12 protein-coding genes are annotated in these 15,626 nt (G+C 66.0%); 3 read left to right on the top strand and 9 right to left on the bottom strand.

The features are described from left to right. Positions 1–133 precede the first annotated feature (133 nt). The 7 genes from HV742_RS02105 to HV742_RS02075 form a co-directional block, all read right to left on the bottom strand. Positions 134–1,960, bottom strand: coding sequence for an acyl-CoA dehydrogenase (locus tag HV742_RS02105; RefSeq protein WP_175144362.1), 1,827 nt, complete (start codon positions 1,958–1,960; stop codon positions 134–136). Between the two features lie 161 nt (positions 1,961–2,121). Further along, positions 2,122–3,825 (bottom strand): aspartate-alanine antiporter, encoded by a 1,704-nt coding sequence (gene aspT, locus HV742_RS02100; protein WP_175144361.1) that lies wholly within the window; start codon positions 3,823–3,825, stop codon positions 2,122–2,124. 37 nt (positions 3,826–3,862) lie between these two features. Continuing rightward, positions 3,863–5,677 (bottom strand): bifunctional aspartate transaminase/aspartate 4-decarboxylase, encoded by a 1,815-nt coding sequence (locus tag HV742_RS02095; protein ID WP_049072360.1) that lies wholly within the window; start codon positions 5,675–5,677, stop codon positions 3,863–3,865. 98 nt (positions 5,678–5,775) lie between these two features. Continuing rightward, positions 5,776–7,467, bottom strand: a complete 1,692-nt coding sequence (aspT, locus tag HV742_RS02090) for an aspartate-alanine antiporter (protein ID WP_049072359.1) — start codon at positions 7,465–7,467, stop codon at positions 5,776–5,778. 199 nt (positions 7,468–7,666) lie between these two features. After that, positions 7,667–8,596: an electron transfer flavoprotein subunit alpha/FixB family protein gene (locus tag HV742_RS02085; protein ID WP_175144360.1), complete on the bottom strand. Its 930-nt coding sequence runs from the start codon at positions 8,594–8,596 to the stop codon at positions 7,667–7,669. Position 8,597: 1 nt separating this feature from the next. Next, the gene (locus HV742_RS02080; RefSeq protein ID WP_006388274.1) at positions 8,598–9,347 is read right to left on the bottom strand and encodes an electron transfer flavoprotein subunit beta/FixA family protein; all 750 of its coding nucleotides are present in this window, start codon (positions 9,345–9,347) and stop codon (positions 8,598–8,600) included. 79 nt (positions 9,348–9,426) lie between these two features. Continuing rightward, on the bottom strand, positions 9,427–10,350 hold the full coding sequence (locus HV742_RS02075) for a histone deacetylase family protein (protein WP_080977347.1): 924 nt from the start codon (positions 10,348–10,350) through the stop codon (positions 9,427–9,429). A 10-nt stretch (positions 10,351–10,360) separates the two neighbouring features. On the opposite strand from HV742_RS02075, the gene mltB reads away from it, so the two are divergent. Next, a complete protein-coding gene (mltB, locus tag HV742_RS02070; RefSeq protein WP_175144359.1) occupies positions 10,361–11,518 on the top strand; it encodes a lytic murein transglycosylase B in 1,158 nt (385 codons plus the stop codon). 166 nt (positions 11,519–11,684) lie between these two features. On the opposite strand, the gene HV742_RS02065 is transcribed toward mltB, so the two are convergent. Continuing rightward, entirely contained in the window at positions 11,685–12,734 is a 1,050-nt protein-coding gene (locus tag HV742_RS02065; RefSeq protein ID WP_049072354.1) for a cyclase family protein, read from the bottom strand. Between the two features lie 67 nt (positions 12,735–12,801). Here HV742_RS02065 and HV742_RS02060 point away from each other — a divergent pair, with 67 nt between their 5' ends. Both HV742_RS02060 and HV742_RS02055 read left to right on the top strand, forming a co-directional pair. Further along, positions 12,802–13,578, top strand: a complete 777-nt coding sequence (locus tag HV742_RS02060) for an IclR family transcriptional regulator (protein WP_049072353.1) — start codon at positions 12,802–12,804, stop codon at positions 13,576–13,578. Beyond that, entirely contained in the window at positions 13,575–14,555 is a 981-nt protein-coding gene (locus HV742_RS02055; RefSeq protein ID WP_049072351.1) for a Bug family tripartite tricarboxylate transporter substrate binding protein, read from the top strand. The genes HV742_RS02060 and HV742_RS02055 overlap by 4 nt, the downstream gene beginning before the upstream one ends. A 117-nt stretch (positions 14,556–14,672) precedes the next feature. Here the strand turns inward: HV742_RS02055 and cysM are convergent, their stop codons facing one another. Further along, positions 14,673–15,584, bottom strand: coding sequence for a cysteine synthase CysM (cysM, locus tag HV742_RS02050; protein ID WP_049077573.1), 912 nt, complete (start codon positions 15,582–15,584; stop codon positions 14,673–14,675). Positions 15,585–15,626: the final 42 nt, after the last annotated feature.

Genomic DNA, 15,626 nt, shown 5'->3' with positions numbered 1-15,626 from the left:
TCGGGTTACGGAATCGACCGGCCGCCAAGTCCGGGGGCCGGCCTGAAAAACGTTTCGGCGGCGGCCTGTGCCGCCCCTGGAAACGATTCTTCCATCAAACCTGTTGCAGGGGAAATACGCAAGACATATAACCTTATGCAATATTCGCGGCCGCGCCGCAGGCGTCCGCCACCACGCCGGCGCGCACCGCCGCCGATAGCGCCAGGGCGCGCGGCAGAATGTGAGCGGCGTAGAACAATCCGGTCGCCAGCTTCTCGCGATGGAACGGATCGGTTGATCCCCCCGCCAGGTGCCGGCGGCACGCCAGCACCGCGCGCGCCATCTGCCAGCCGCCATGCACCACGCCGGCCAGCATCAGGTACGGCACACTGCTAGCGTATACCGCCCGGATATTCGCCGCGGATTGTTCAAGGATGAATTCCACGCCCGATTCATAGGCCTGGATGGCGCTGTCGAGGTTGTCGCGCAGCAAGCGCAGGCCGTCGCGGTCGGCGGCGGCTGCCCGCGACGACTCGGCCTCGACCGCCCGCAAGGTCTCGCGCATGGCCGAGATGGCGGTGTAGGCGGTGGCGCCGCCATCGCGCTGCGTCTTGCGGCTGACCAGGTCGTTGGCCTGGATCGCGGTGGTGCCCTCGTAGATCGGCAGGATGCGCGCGTCACGGTAATACTGCGCGGCCCCGGTCTCCTCGATATAGCCCATGCCCCCATGCACCTGGATGCCGAGCGAGGCTACCTCCACCGCCGATTCGGTCGAGAAGCCCTTGACGATGGGCACCATGTATTCGTAGAACGCGCGGTTGCGGGCGCGCTGCTCGGGATCCGGGTGATGCGTGCCTTTGTCGTGCGCGGCGGCGGTCACGTACGACACGGCGCGCGCCGCCTCGGTGAGCGCCTTCATGGTCAGCAGCATGCGCTGCACGTCCGGATGGCGCGCGATCGCGACCGCCGCGGAGGAACCTTCCACCGCCCTGCCCTGCACCCGTTCGCGCGCATAGGCCAGCGCGTGCTGGTAAGCCCGCTCGGACACGCCGATGCCCTGCTGCCCGACCGAATAGCGGGCCGCGTTCATCATGATGAACATGTATTCCAGGCCGCGATTCAACTCGCCCACCAGATAGCCGACCGCGCCCTCGCCCGCCTCGCCCTTGCCCGAACCGTACAGCAGCACGGCCGTGGGACTGCCATGGATGCCCAGCTTGTGCTCCAGCGAGGCGCACCAGACGTCGTTGCGCGCGCCCAGGGTGCCATCAGCGCCGACCAGGAACTTGGGCACGATGAACAGCGAGATGCCCTTGACCCCGGGCGGCGCGTCCGGCGTGCGCGCCAGCACCAGGTGGATGATGTTCTCGGCCAGGTCATGCTCGCCGTAGGTGATGAAGATCTTCTGACCCGACAGGCGATAGCTGCCGTCCTCCTGGCGCACCGCGCGCGTGGCCACCTGGGCCAGGTCCGAGCCGGCCTGCGGCTCGGTCAGGTTCATGGTGCCGGTCCATTTACCGCCGATCAGGTTGGGCACGAACGTCTTGCGCTGTTCTTCCGAGCCGACGGTGAGGATGGCCTCGATCACGCCGTCGGTCAGCATCGGGCACAACGAAAACGCCAGGCTGGCGGCCTGGATGTTTTCGCCAGGCGCGGCCGCGACCAGCTTGGGCAGCCCCTGCCCGCCCCAGGCCTGCGGATGCTGCAGTCCCTGCCAGCCACCGGCGGCATAGTCCTTGAATCCCTGGGCGTAACCTGGCGTCGCGGTTACATGGCCGTCGTTCCAGACGGGCGGGCGGGTATCGCCGGGTACGTTCAGCGGCGCGATCGCCTGTTCGACGAAGCGGCCGTTCTCTTCCAGGATGGCGTCCACCAGATCGGGCGTCACCTCTTCGAATCCGGGCAGTTTGAGGACATCGTCCAGGCCGGCCAGTTCCTTCAGCGCGAAGCGGAAATCCTGCAGCGGGGTAAGGTAGGGCATCTTGTCTCCATGAGCCTGCGCCCGTGACGGCGGGGGCGGCGGGGTGCGATGGGATGCCGCCTTGGGCGACACGCATGGCGCGGTCGATGGCGGTCTCGGTAGTTTCCCTAGCCTATGTTAAACCCTGGCTCCGCCTCATGGGGCAACGCGCGCTGCCGGCCTCATCCACCGAGGTGATGCGCCAGCGACACAATGATCGGTCCCAGCACCGGCAACAGCACATTGGCGATGGCGTAGGTCACGGTGTAGCCCAGCAGCGGCACCGCGCTGCCGCTGGCGCCCAGGATGGCGCTGATCGCCGGCGTGCTGACGTGCTGGCCCGCGATGGCGCCGACCAGCAGCGGCCCCTCTATCTTGAGCAGCTTGTGCCCGACCCACAGCGACAGGCAGGCCGGCCCGAGCGATACCAGCAGGCCGATCAGCGGCAGCACCGCGCCGTGCTCGCGGATCAGCGCCACCGCCTCCGGCCCGGCCGACAGGCCGACGCAGGCGACGAACACCGCCAGCCCCAGATCTTTGAGCAATTGCCCCGCCTGGTCCGGCATGTGCCCCAATGCGGGCCGCTTGGCGTTGATCCAGCCGCACACCAGGCCACTGACCAGGGCGCCGCCACCGCTGCCCAGCGACACCGGAATGCCCCAGAGGCGTGCCCCCAGCGCGCCGATCATCAAGCCCGCGAGAATGCCGAAGGCCAGGAACACCAGGTCGGTCACGCCGCTGCGCCGCAGTTCGTTGCCCAGCCCTGCGCCGGCCTGCGACAACTCGGGCTCGGCGCCCACCAGCGTCACCAGGTCGCCATACTGCACCACGGTGGCAGGCGTGAGCGGCAGCATGTGACCGGACCGCTGGATCGACTGCAGGAACACGCCCCGCGCCCGCTGCGCGCGCGGCCCCTTGGCCAATTCGCCCAGGGTGCGGCCATTGGCCGTCTTCCTGTTGACGATGACCTGCAGCTCGGCCAACTGCAGGTCATCGGCATGCGCCTCCGGCAACTGGATCTCCGGCCCGACGACCGAGCCGGCCCGCAACGCGAAGCGGCGCAGGCCCAGCACGACGACGATGTCGCCGGTGGCCAGGCGGTCCTCAGGCGTGGGCGCGATCGCCTCGCCATTGCGCAGGATGCGGCTGATGGCGGTGCGTCCGCCCAATTCGGCTTCGACCTCCCCCACCGTCCTGCCGTCCGCGTCCTTGACCACGTGCGAGCGGCCCACCAGCCGCGGCAGGGTCGGAAGCAGGTTCTCGTCGGGCTCGCCCGGTCCCCCGCCCAGTTTTTCCTCAAGCGCTTTCGAGGCTTCGCGCAGGTTGATGCGCAACAGGGCTGGCGCCACCTGGCTGGTGAAGAACACGATGCTGATCAGGCCCACCAGATAAGTCAGCGTGTAGGCGGTGGCGATATTGGCCTCCATGCGCTGCACGTCGGCGTCGGGCAGACCCAGGTGCTTGAGCGCCTCCGCCGCGGTCCCGACCACGGCCGACTCGGTTGCCGCCCCCGCCGCCAGCCCCGCCGCCGTGCCCGCGTCAAGCCCGAACAGCGGCACCGCCAGCAGCACGACGGTCAGCACCAGCAGCGCCTCGATGACCGGCAGCACGATGTAGCGCAGGCTGGAGCGGTTCAGGTTGGCGAAGAACTGCGGCCCGCCGGAATAGCCCATGGCGAAGATGAACAGGGCGAACGCGACCTCCTTCAGGTCGCCGCGCATCTGGCAGCCGGTCTGGCCAATCAGCAGGGCGACGATGAGCGTGCCGCACACGCCCCCGAGCTGGATCGGCCCGACCTTGAGCTTGCCGATCAGGTATCCCAACCCCACCGTCAGAAACAGCACCGCGATGGGAACGTTATTGAAAAACCCGACTGAGCACGTCATGAGGTCATGTCACCCTGGATCTGGCGGACGATGGCGGCTACTTCGCCCCTTTGGTGGCCGAGCGCTCGGCCTTGGCGGCCTGCTTGACCGCCTGCTTCACCGCCTTCTTGGCGGCTTGCTTGCCGGCGGCCTTGCGCTTGGCGGCGGCGGGCTTGACCTTCTGGCCCTTGCCGGCGGTCGGACCCGAACGCACCAGTTGGCCGGCCTTCCAGGCCTCGACGTATTCCGTGGCGGCCTCGACCATATGCTTGCCGATCTTGGAATAGTCGCCATCATCCAGGTTGGCCAGGGAAATGCGGATCGACCACGGCGGGCCGCCGAAGCCGCCGCCATCCATGAGCACCACGCCGGATTTCTCGGCCAGGCGGAACAGGAAGTCGACCGGCTCGTAGTTCGACGCCATGTACTTGCAGAACGCGTCGCCATAGGTATTCTTGGCCCACACCATGAAGTCCAGTTCGACGTAGTACCAGCCACGCATCGGATCTTCCGGCGGCAACGGCGCCCCCAGGCCACGCCACAACGCATCGCGGCGGGCGCGCACGATCTGCATGGTCAGGTGTTTGTACGCGTCCTTCAGGTCCAGCAGATGAGATAGCGCGAAAAAGCCCATCTGCACCTGCTGCGGCAACGACAAGCCGGCGGTGTGGTTCAACGCCACATTGCGGCTGTCGGCCACCAGCCGGTCGATGAACTTGAGCTTCTCGGGCTCCATGGTCATGGCGCCGTAGCGCTTGTTCAGCCGGTTTTTCCAGGATGCCGGCAATTCGGCGATGCGGCGGTCCATGGTGTTCTTCTCGTGGGTCGCGATCACGCCCAGGCGCCAGCCGGTGCAACCGAAGTTCTTCGAGAACGAATATACGCAGATAGTGTTGTGCGGCACCTCGGCCATCAGCGAACGGAAGTTGGGCACGAAGGTGCCATACACATCGTCCGTCACCAGCACCAGGTCCGGATTCTTGCGGATCAACCCCACGATCTGTTTCATCTCTACCGGGCTGAAAGCCACCGACGGCGGATTGCTGGGATTGACGGTCACCGCCAGCTTGATCTTGGGGTTCTCCAGCTTGGCGATTTCCGAGGCGGGATAGTGCCAGTCGTGGGTGCCATCAGCGCGCACGCTGCTGGCATTGATGGCGACAATCTTGAACTGGAAGCGCTCCAGATGCGCGATCTCGATATACGGCGTGAAGGTCGGCAGGAACAGCGCAATGGTGTCGCCCTGCTTGAGCAGGCCGTTCTGCATCAGCGAATCGAAGATGTAGCACATGGCCGCCGTGCCGCCTTCGACCGGGAACAGGTCGAACTTGCCCTTGGGCGGACGGCCATCGCACATTTCCTTGATCAGGTAATCGTGCAGGATCTGTTCAAGGTGCACCAGTGCGCGCGGCGGCACCGGATAGTTATCGCCGATGATGCCGTCGGTCAGCTCGTGGATCCACTCATCCGGCACGAAGTTCTTGACCTTCACGCCATACTCCAGGACGCCGGCCAGGAAGTCCGCTCCCGCCGCGCCCTTGTTCTTGGACAGGAACTTGCGCAGGCGGTCGGCGCAGCCCTTCTTGGGCGGCATGCCCGCCAGGATGACGTCGTCGCGCACCCGGCGCGCTTCCTTCATCGCGAACTGGCCCAGCAGAAAGAAAGCGTCGCGCGGCTCGGTGGCGATCCAGTTCGGATTGCCACGCCCGGCGTTCAGCATGGTCAGCACGGCGGTCTGCTGGCTTTCCTTGGCCAACGTGATCAGGTAGTCCTTCAATTCGAAGGGCGACAGTTGCTCCAGGTCGCGCTGGCGCGAACGGGTGGTCTTGAGGGCCGAAGCCAGGCTGACGGTGAGAGGCGCGGTGGAAGCCATTATTCAGTACTCCTGGTTTGCGATTGACAGGCGCTTGCCCGGGGGCGCGGCTCCCGGAATCCGCAGGCCCGCCCGCATGCGCGCGGGCGGGAATCCCGCTAGGTCATGAGCATGACGATGACAATGCCCCAGATGATGAGCAGGGTATTGCCGATGGCGTAGGGCACGGTATAGCCCAGGGCGGGCACCTGGCTCTTCGCGGTCTCGGTGATCTGGCCGATGGCGGCCGTGGTGGTGCGGGCCCCTGCGCACACGCCCAGCACGATGCCCGGGTGGAACTTGAAGACGTAGCGCGCGATGTACACCCCCAGGATCATGGGTACGCTGGTGGCGATGATGCCGGCGATGAACAGCTTGGCGCCGAGCTGCTGGAAGCCCTGCACGAAGCCCGGCCCGGAACTGATGCCCACTACCGCCACGAAGGCCGTCAGGCCGACCGAGGTCAGGAACCAATGCACCGGTTCCGGCACTCGCCCGAAGGTGGGATGCACCGACCGCAGATAGCCGAAGATCAGGCCGGCGATCAGCGAGCCGCCCGAGGTCGACAGCGTGATGGGAATGCCGCCGACCGTCAGCACCAGCGTACCGAACAGGCCGCCCAGCAGGATGCCGAAGCCCACGAACACCATGTCGGTCTGCTCGGTGGCGCGGTCCACGTAGCCCAGCTTGCTCACCACCCGTTCGACGTCGCGCTTGGCGCCGAGGATGAACAGGCGATCGCCCCGGTCGAGCTTCAGGCCCCAGTTGACCGGCATTTCGTGACCGCCGCGCACCACTTTGCGCAGGAACACGCCGCGACCCAGCTCGCGCACCTGTTCCATTTCGGATATTTCCTTGACGGTCTTGCCGGCCAGGTTCTTGTTGGTGAGCACCACCTCGACAATCTCGGCGGGCAGGTTGATCAGGTCACGGTCCTCGACCTCGGTACCGATGATCCCGGCCGCCTGCAGCACCAGCGCGTCATGCCTGCCGGCCACGCCCAGCACGTCGCCGGCCTGCAGCACGGTGGTGGAATCGGCGTCGAGGATCTGGTCGCCGCGGCGGATGCGTTCGATGAATACGCGCGCTTCGACGAAGCGCGATTCAATCTCGCCCACTGTCTTGCCGACGAATTCGGGATGGTCCAGCCTGTAGGCGCGGGAAATGAACTTGCGATAGCCCGACAGCTCCATCGAATCCGCCCCGCCGGACATCTTGGCTTCGTACTCCTTGCACTCCTTGACGATGTCCACGCGCATCAGCTTGGGGCCAAGCGAGGCCAGCAGCCAGGCGCTGCCCACCGTGCCGAAGATGTAGCAGACCGCGTACGCCACCGGGATGCTGTCGATCCATTTCTTCTTGGTGGCCGCGTCGATGCCCAGGCCGTTGATGGTATCGGTCGCCACCCCCATCACCGCCGAAATGGTCTGCGCGCCGGACAGCAGCCCCGCGCCGGTGCCGGCATCGAAGCCGAAGCCCACGGCAGTGCCCCAGGTCACCAGCAGGCAGATGACGCAGATGATCACGGCGAAAATGACTTGCGGCAGGCCATCGCTTTTCATGCCGCGGAAGAATTGCGGCCCGACGCCATAGCCCAGGCCGAACAGGAACAGCAGGAAGAAAACCTGTTTGACGATCGGGGCGATCGTGATATTGAGCTGGCCGACCAGCACACCGACCAGCAAGGTGCCGGTCACCGCCCCCAGGTTGAATCCGAATATCTTCTTGGCGCCTATCCAATACCCCAGCCCGAGGGTAAGGAATATGGCCAGTTCAGGGTATTTCCGCAGAGTGTCAAATAACCATTCCATCCCGAATCTCCTTCGTTATGTACCGGCCAAGCACTTGCGCGAATCCTAGCTGCGCGCGGCATACATTATCAGAATCTTTCCAAAGATCAAAAAATTCCCACTACAAATATCAAATAGTTTCGTTTGTCAGGTGCAATAAAAAAGCCCGCGGACACATAATGTCCGCGGGCTTTTGGCATTAACGCCGGGGCGCGTCGGCTTACAGCGCGCCGGTCAGTTCGGGAACCACCTGGAACAGATCGCCCACCAGGCCATAATCGGCCACGCCGAAAATCGGCGCTTCGGGATCCTTGTTGATGGCGACGATGACCTTGGAATCCTTCATGCCGGCCAGATGCTGGATGGCGCCCGAGATACCGACGGCCACGTACAGTTGCGGCGCAACAATCTTGCCGGTCTGCCCGACCTGCCAGTCGTTGGGCGCATAGCCGGCGTCGACCGCGGCGCGCGAAGCGCCCAGGGCGGCGCCGAGCTTGTCGGCCAGCGGATCCAGGATCTTGAAGTTCTCGGCGCTGCCCAGGCCACGGCCGCCGGACACGACGACGCGGGCGCCGGCCAGTTCGGGACGGTCGCTCTTGGCGACTTCGCGGCCGACGAAGCTCGACAGGCCGGAATCGGCCACGGCGGCAACGTCTTCCACGGCAGCCGAGCCGCCCTGCGCGGCCACGGCGTCAAAGCCGGTGGTGCGCACGGTGATGACCTTGACCGGGTCGGCCGACTGCACGGTGGCGATGGCGTTGCCGGCGTAGATCGGGCGCTGGAAGGTATCGGCGGATTCCACGCCGATGATGTCGGAAATCTGGGCCACGTCGAGCTTGGCGGCCACGCGCGGGGCGACGTTCTTGCCCGAGGCGGTGGCCGGGAACAGGATGTGGCTGTAGCCGGAGGCCACGGCCAGCACCTGGGCGGCGACGTTCTCGGCCAGGCCGTCGGCCAGTTGCGGCGCGTCGGCCAGCAGCACCTTGGACACGCCAGCCGCCTGCGCGGCCTGGTCGGCCACGGCACGGGCATTGGCGCCGGCGACCAGCACGTGGACGTCGCCTCCGATCTTGGCGGCGGCGGCGACGGCGTTCAGGGTTGCGCCCTTGAGCTGGGCGTTATCGTGTTCGGCAATAACCAGCGTCGTCATCTCAAACCACCTTCGCTTCGTTCTTGAGTTTGTCCACCAGGGCCGCGACATCGGCCACCTTGATGCCGGCCTTGCGGGCGGGCGGCTCGCTGACCTTGAGCGTCTTCAGGCGCGGCGCCGGATCGACACCCAGTTCTTCCGGGGTGACGGTGTCCAGCTGCTTCTTCTTGGCCTTCATGATGTTCGGCAGCGTGACGTAACGCGGCTCGTTCAGGCGCAGGTCGGTGGTGATGATGGCCGGCAGCTTGAGCGTCAGCGTTTCCAGGCCGCCGTCGACTTCGCGCGTGACCGTGGCCTTGCCATCGGCCAGCTCGACCTTGCTGGCGAACGTGGCTTGCGGCCAGTCCAGCAGCGCGGCCAGCATTTGGCCGGTCTGGTTGGCGTCGTCGTCGATGGCCTGCTTGCCCAGGATCACCAGTTGCGGCTGTTCCTTGTCGACGAGGGCCTTGAGCAGCTTGGCCACGGCCAGCGGTTGCAGTTCGGCGTCGGTCTGGACCAGCACGCCACGGTCGGCGCCGATGGCCATGGCGGTGCGCAGGGTTTCCTGGCATTGCGCAACGCCGCAAGAAACCGCCACGACTTCGGCCACGGCGCCCTTTTCCTTCAGGCGGGTGGCTTCCTCGACGGCGATCTCGTCAAAGGGGTTCATCGACATCTTCACATTGGCGATATCCACGCCGGTCTGATCAGACTTGACGCGCACCTTGACGTTGTAGTCAACGACGCGCTTGACAGGTACCAACACCTTCATCCCGCTGCCTCCAAATGGAAATAAATTCCCGGCGGATCAACGACCCGCCGGGATCGCATTGCACAATTTTTTCCTGATTCTACAGCTTCGCCAGCGCCCGTATATGGGCCACGACGCTGCGACCCAGGGCGGACAGGTTGTAACCGCCCTCGAGCGTGCTGACGATGCGCCCCTGGCAATGGCGTTCCGCCACCTCCACGAGCTGCTCGGTGATCCATGCATAGTCGGCCTCCACCAGCCCCATTTGACCCATGTCGTCCTCGCGGTGGGCATCGAAACCGGCCGAAATCAGAATAAGTTCCGGGCGGTGCGCCTCCAGCCGCGGCAGCCAGGTGTCCGTGACGATGGCACGGACAGCAGCGCCCGCCGTATAGGCGGCCACAGGCACGTTGACCATGTTGGCCGCCGGATGTTCGGTGCCGCTGTTGGGAAAGAAGGGATGCTGGAAAATGCTGCACATCAGCACCCGCTCATCGCCCGCGAAGACGTCCTCGGTGCCGTTGCCGTGGTGCACGTCGAAATCGACGATCGCCACCCGCGACAGGCCGTGGAAGTCCATGGCGTGGCGGGCCGCGATGGCCACGTTGTTCAGGAAGCAGAAGCCCATGGCCTGCGAACGGCAGGCGTGGTGTCCGGGAGGACGCACCGCACAAAACGCCGTGCGCGCCTCGCCGCCGATCACCGCGTCCACGGCCGCCACGCCCGCGCCGGCCGCGTACAGCGCGGCCTCGTAGGTGTGGGGGTTCATGAGGGTGTCGGGATCTATCGGGTAATACCCGTGTTCCGGGGTATGTTCGCGCAGACTGTCCAGATACTGGACAGTGTGCACCCGCAGCACGTCATGGCGCGACGCCTGCGGCGCCTGCCGGTCATCCAGATAGGGCATCAAACCGCTGGCGAGCAATTGGTCGGAAATGGCATCCAGCCTCTGCGGGCTCTCCGGATGCCAACTGCCCATTTCATGCAAGCGGCATGCCGGGTGGGTAAGATACATGGTCTCCATAAGGAAGATTATGTTCACCTGTCGGCGATTACTGCAACTCGGCACCTTGTCGGCCCTCCTGGCCGGCTGTGCCACCACCGCTCCCACCTCCCCCAATCCGCCCGCCGGCCAACCGCCGGCCGCCACAACCGGCACCACGCCCATCCGCATCGGACCCAGTACGCCGACACTCGGTGCCGAGCCCGCGGACGACGGCCCGGCCGCCCTGACGCCTAGCGGCGCCCTGCGGCCGGAGGTGCGCGCCTTCGTCGAAAGCCTGGCCGCCGAGCGCGACCTGCCGCTCAAACCCATGGTCGCGGCGCTCGAGGGCGCCCGCTACAACGCCACCGTGGCGCGGCTGATCGCCCCGTCGCCGCCCGGCAAGAAGATCTGGCGCAGCTGGCTGACCTACCGTTCGCGCTTCGTCGAGCCCAAGCGCATCGGCTGGGGCGTGGAGTTCTACAACGAGCACCGCGACCAGCTCAACCAGGCCGCGCAGCGCTTCGGCGTGCCGGCCCCCATCATCGCCTCGATCATCGGCGTTGAAACGCTCTATGGCCGCAACATGGGCAATTTCCGCGTGCTGGACGCGCTGACCACGCTGGCCTTCGATTATCCGGACCCGGCCAAGCCCGAGCGCGCCACCATGTTCCGCGGCCAACTGGCCGACTTCCTCACGCTGGTGATGAAAGGCAAGCTGGACATGGAAACCCGCGGCTCATACGCCGGGGCCATCGGCATGCCGCAATTCATGCCCACCAGCATCAAGCACTACGCGGTGGACGGCGATGACAGCGGTCATATCGACCTGACCAACAACACCCGCGATGCCATCATGTCGGTCGGCAGCTTCCTGTCGCAGCACGGCTGGCAGCGCGGACTGCCGGTATTCGCGCCGGTGACGTTGCCGGCCGATCCCACCGCGCTGGTGGACGGCGGCCTGGAACCCAAGCAGACCTGGGGCACCCTGACCGCAGCGGGCGCGCGCCTGCAGCCCGGCGCCTCGGCCAACGGCTGGGGCAGCCAGCCCATGGGCGTCGTCGACCTGGTGGAAGAAGCCCGCGGCACCGCGCAATACCGCGTTGGCACGCCCAACTTCTTTGCCCTGACGAAATACAACCGCAGCTACTTCTATGCCACCGCGGTGGCCGACCTGGCCGCCGAGATCGAGGCGCGCGTCGGCCGCTGAGCGCCCGGGAGCCACTGCCCAAGGCCCGGGAGGCCCCGGGCTGTGAAGTCGGCGCAGTGCCGGTTAGCTCGTCCTGGGTCGGCGCGTGCCGCGCCGTTCCGAGCGGCGCCGGCTCGCCCGGCGCAGACCCGATCCAGAGGCCTGCCCGATTGCGTCGCCCTCAGGCTCAGACCGTGGCCACCGGCGTGGCGGGCGAACCCACCGCCCCCGGCAGGTTCAGCGGCGGCGCGGTCAGCAGGAAACGGCTGCGCCCGTGGGCCGTCAGCCAGCGCGCCAGCGCCCCGAGGTACCACATCTCGCCGATCGGCAGGCCGAGCTTGAAGATGCAATGGTGATGCAGCGGCAACGCCGCGCAGCAGGCGTTGGGTTTTTGCGTCGGGTAGATTTCCAGCGCATGGTTGTCCGAGGCCATCGCGGCCACCCTGGAATCGGTGATCCACTGCAGCAGCTTCTCGTCGCTGCCATCCAGCCCGGCGCAGATCTCGTGCAAGGTGTGATGATCCGGCTGGCGCTGCTTTTCCAGCAGCGCATCGCCGAACTCGGTATGGAACAGCAAGATGTCGCCCTGCTCGATCTCGATGCGGTCGGCCTCGATGATCCGCATCAGGTCGTCGTAGCCCACGGACTTCTGCTCGCGTCCATAATGCCGCGCCAGGTCGATCATCACCCCGCGGCTCTGCAGACAGGACTCGGCCAACTGGGTAATGTCCAGTTTCTTGGCATGCGAGGCGCCGCCCTGGCCCAGGTCGGTCTTGGCAAAGCCGTTGTCGACGTCATAGTCGACCGGGCCGACAACGTGCTCGTTCGGTCGGTAGCCGTTGTAATAGACGCGTTCGGGCAGGCCGTCGCCGTTGGCGTCGAACAACGCGCCCACGTGCGCCAGCGAATCCCACTGGGTCGAGTACTGCAGGCTCATTTCGACGATGTCATCGCTCAGCACGTCGACACAGCCCGGACGCAGCCGGCCCAGGGGGAAGTTCAGGTACTGGTCGCCGTCGCGTTCGGTGGGGCGCAGCTTCGGAGGATGGCGGCGCACATTGACGCCGTTGCCGCCGGGATAATCCAGCGGCAGCGACAGACAGAAGTTCAACCCCTCGCGGACCTCCTGGATTCCCTTCATCACGTTCGCGGGAGTGATGTAATTCAGGCAACCCCGTTGGTCATCAGGACCGAAGTCTCCCCAGTTCGACCCTTCGGGACGGTTCTTCCATCTCATGCGGCGCGGCTCCTTGGCTGGAATTAAGAATTTGACACAAATTTATCACATATAGGATAATAACATCATGGATGTGAAAACAGCTGCCAGAGTCCTGGATGTCCTGAACCTCTTCGCCGAGGCGCAGAAGCCGTTGCTGTACAGCGAAATCGCCGCGCAGATGGAGATCCCGCTGTCCAGCTGCCATGGCTTGCTCAAGACCATGGTGGCGCGCGGCTATCTGTACGAGATCGGCAAGAAGCACGGTTATTACCCGACACAGAAGCTGATCCACGTCGCCACCCTGATCTGCCGCAGCGATCCACTGAACGCGGTGATCGAGCCGGTACTGGCGCGGGTGCGCGATCTCACCGGCGAAACGGCCCTGCTGGCCAAGTTGGCGGACGACAAGGTGGTCTACCTGATCGTTGCCGAATCCAAGCAGACCATCCGCTTCTCTCACCAGCCGGGCGGCTTCAAGGCGGTGCACGCCACCAGTTCGGGCAAGGCCCTGCTGTCGGTGCTGTCCGAGGACGAGCGCCAGAAATGGTTCAAGACCTACCCCGGTTTTGCCTCGTATACCGAGACCACGCTCACCAGCCAGGCCGCCTTCGACCGCGACCTGCAGGCCGGCATCCAGCGCGGTTGGCAACGCTCGCTTGGCGAGAACGTCGAGGACGTGATGTCCATCTCGCTCGGCTTCAAGGCCTATGAACAACCCTTCGCCATCGTGGTGGCCGGCCCCCTGGGGCGCATGCAGAAAAACGAAGCCACCACTGGCCAGCAACTCAAAGAGGTCAAGGCGCTGCTGTACGCGGCCCTGCCCTCGGCCAACCTCACCTTTGTAGGAGAAGACAGCAGATGAACAAGCGCACTTTGCTCGCCGCGGCATGCTCGGCAATCGCCATCGGGACCTTGCCGCTCGCCAGCGCGCAGGCGCAGGACACCTATCCGGACAAGCCGATCCGCGTGATCATGCCGTGGGCGGCCGGTGGCCCGACCGACGTGGTGGGCCGCGTGATCGCGGTGCGCATGGGCGAGATCCTGGGCCAGCCGCTGGTGATCGAAAGCCGCCCTGGCGCCAGCGGCACGATTGGCGCCGCCCAGGTGGCGCGCGCGCCGGCCGATGGCTACACGGTGCTGATGAACCCGTCCGTGCAGGGCATCTACCCGGCCCAGTTCAAGAGCCTGACCTTCGATCCGATCAAGGACTTCCGCATGGTCGGCGTGCTCGGCACGGTGCCGATGGTGGCGGTGGTACCGCCGGACTCCAGGTTCAAGACCTTCGGCGAACTGCTGGCGCAGGCCAAGGCCCAGCCGGGTTCGCTCAGCTTCGCCTCGCCCGGCGTGGCCACGTTGCCGCACCTGGCCGGCGAGCTGATCAACACCACCACCAAGGCGTCGATCTCGCACGTGGGCTACCGTGGCAGCAGCCCGGCCCTGACCGACGTCGCCGGCGGCCACGTCGACCTGATGTACGCGCCGCTGGCCCCCGCCCTGCCCTTGATCCAGAGCGGCAAGGTGCGTCCGATCGCCGTCACCACCAAGACCCGCCTGGCCGAACTGCCGGACGTGCCCACCATCGCCGAGAACGGCCTGCCCGGTTTCGACATCGTCACCTGGTATGGCATGTGGGTGCCCAAGGACACGCCGGAACCCATCATCGCCAAGCTCAACAAGGCCATGATCGAGGCGTCGCAATCGCCCAAGGTCGTCGAGGCGCTGAAGTCGCAGGGCACCCTGCCCAGCACCATGACCTACCAGGAAGCCGAAGCCTTCAACCTGGCCGAAAGCGCGCGCTGGATCAAGGTCATGAAGGACGCCAACATCCAGCCCGAGTAAGGCCTGGCGACGGCCCGCGCCACATGGCCGGGCCTTCGACGCGAACGCCCCACGCCCCGGACGGTTCCGGGACGTGGGGCGTTTTTTCTGGGCACGGGCAGCCGCCCGCGGTCGGCATCAGGCGTTGAAGACGCCCGTGGACAGGTAGCGGTCGCCGCGATCGCAGACGATGAACACGATGGTCGCGTCATTGACGCGCTCGGCCACGCGCAAGGCCGCGACCAGCGCGCCGGCCGACGAGATGCCGCCGAAGATGCCTTCTTCCGAAGCCAGGCGCCGCGCCATGGCCTCGGCCTCGGCCTGCTCGATCGATTCGTAGGCATCCACGCGGCTGCGGTCGAAGATCTTGGGCAGGTAGGCTTCCGGCCACTTGCGGATGCCGGGGATGGACGAACCCTCGGCGGGCTGCGCCCCCACCACCTGCACCGCGGGGTTGCGCGATTTCAGGTACGTGGATACCCCCATGATGGTGCCGGTGGTTCCCATCGCGCTGACGAAGTGCGTGACGCGGCCTTCGGTCTGGTTCCAGATCTCGGGGCCGGTGGTCTCGATGTGCGCGCGCGGATTGTCCGGGTTGGCGAACTGGTCCAGCACCACGCCACGGCCATCGGCCTGCATTTCGGTGGCCAGGTCGCGGGCGTATTCCATGCCGCCCTTGTCGGCCGGCGTCAGGATCAGCTCGGCGCCATAGGCCGTCATGGCCGCGCGCCGTTCCACCGACAGGTTGTCGGGCATGATCAGGATCATGCGGTAGCCGCGCATGGCGGCAGCCATGGCCAGCGCGATGCCGGTGTTGCCGCTGGTCGCCTCGATCAGCGTGTCGCCCGGCTTGATGTCGCCGCGCTCCTCGGCATGCTTGATCATGGACAGCGCGGGACGGTCCTTGACCGAACCGGCCGGATTATTGCCTTCCAGCTTGGCAAGAATGACGTTGCCCCGCGCCGCACCGGCGGCTCCGGGAATGCGCTGCAGGCGCACCAGCGGTGTATTGCCGACGGTCTGCTCGATGGTGGGATAGGTAGTAGTCATGCCGCCGATCATAACCCCGCCCGGCGCCGGGCGCCGCCAAAA

This window comes from Achromobacter ruhlandii (assembly GCF_902859695.1).
Classification (GTDB): Bacteria; Pseudomonadota; Gammaproteobacteria; order Burkholderiales; family Burkholderiaceae_B; genus Achromobacter; species Achromobacter ruhlandii.
The sequence above is the reverse complement of the archived record's forward strand: the minus strand, read 5'-3'. Positions and strand labels throughout refer to the sequence as shown.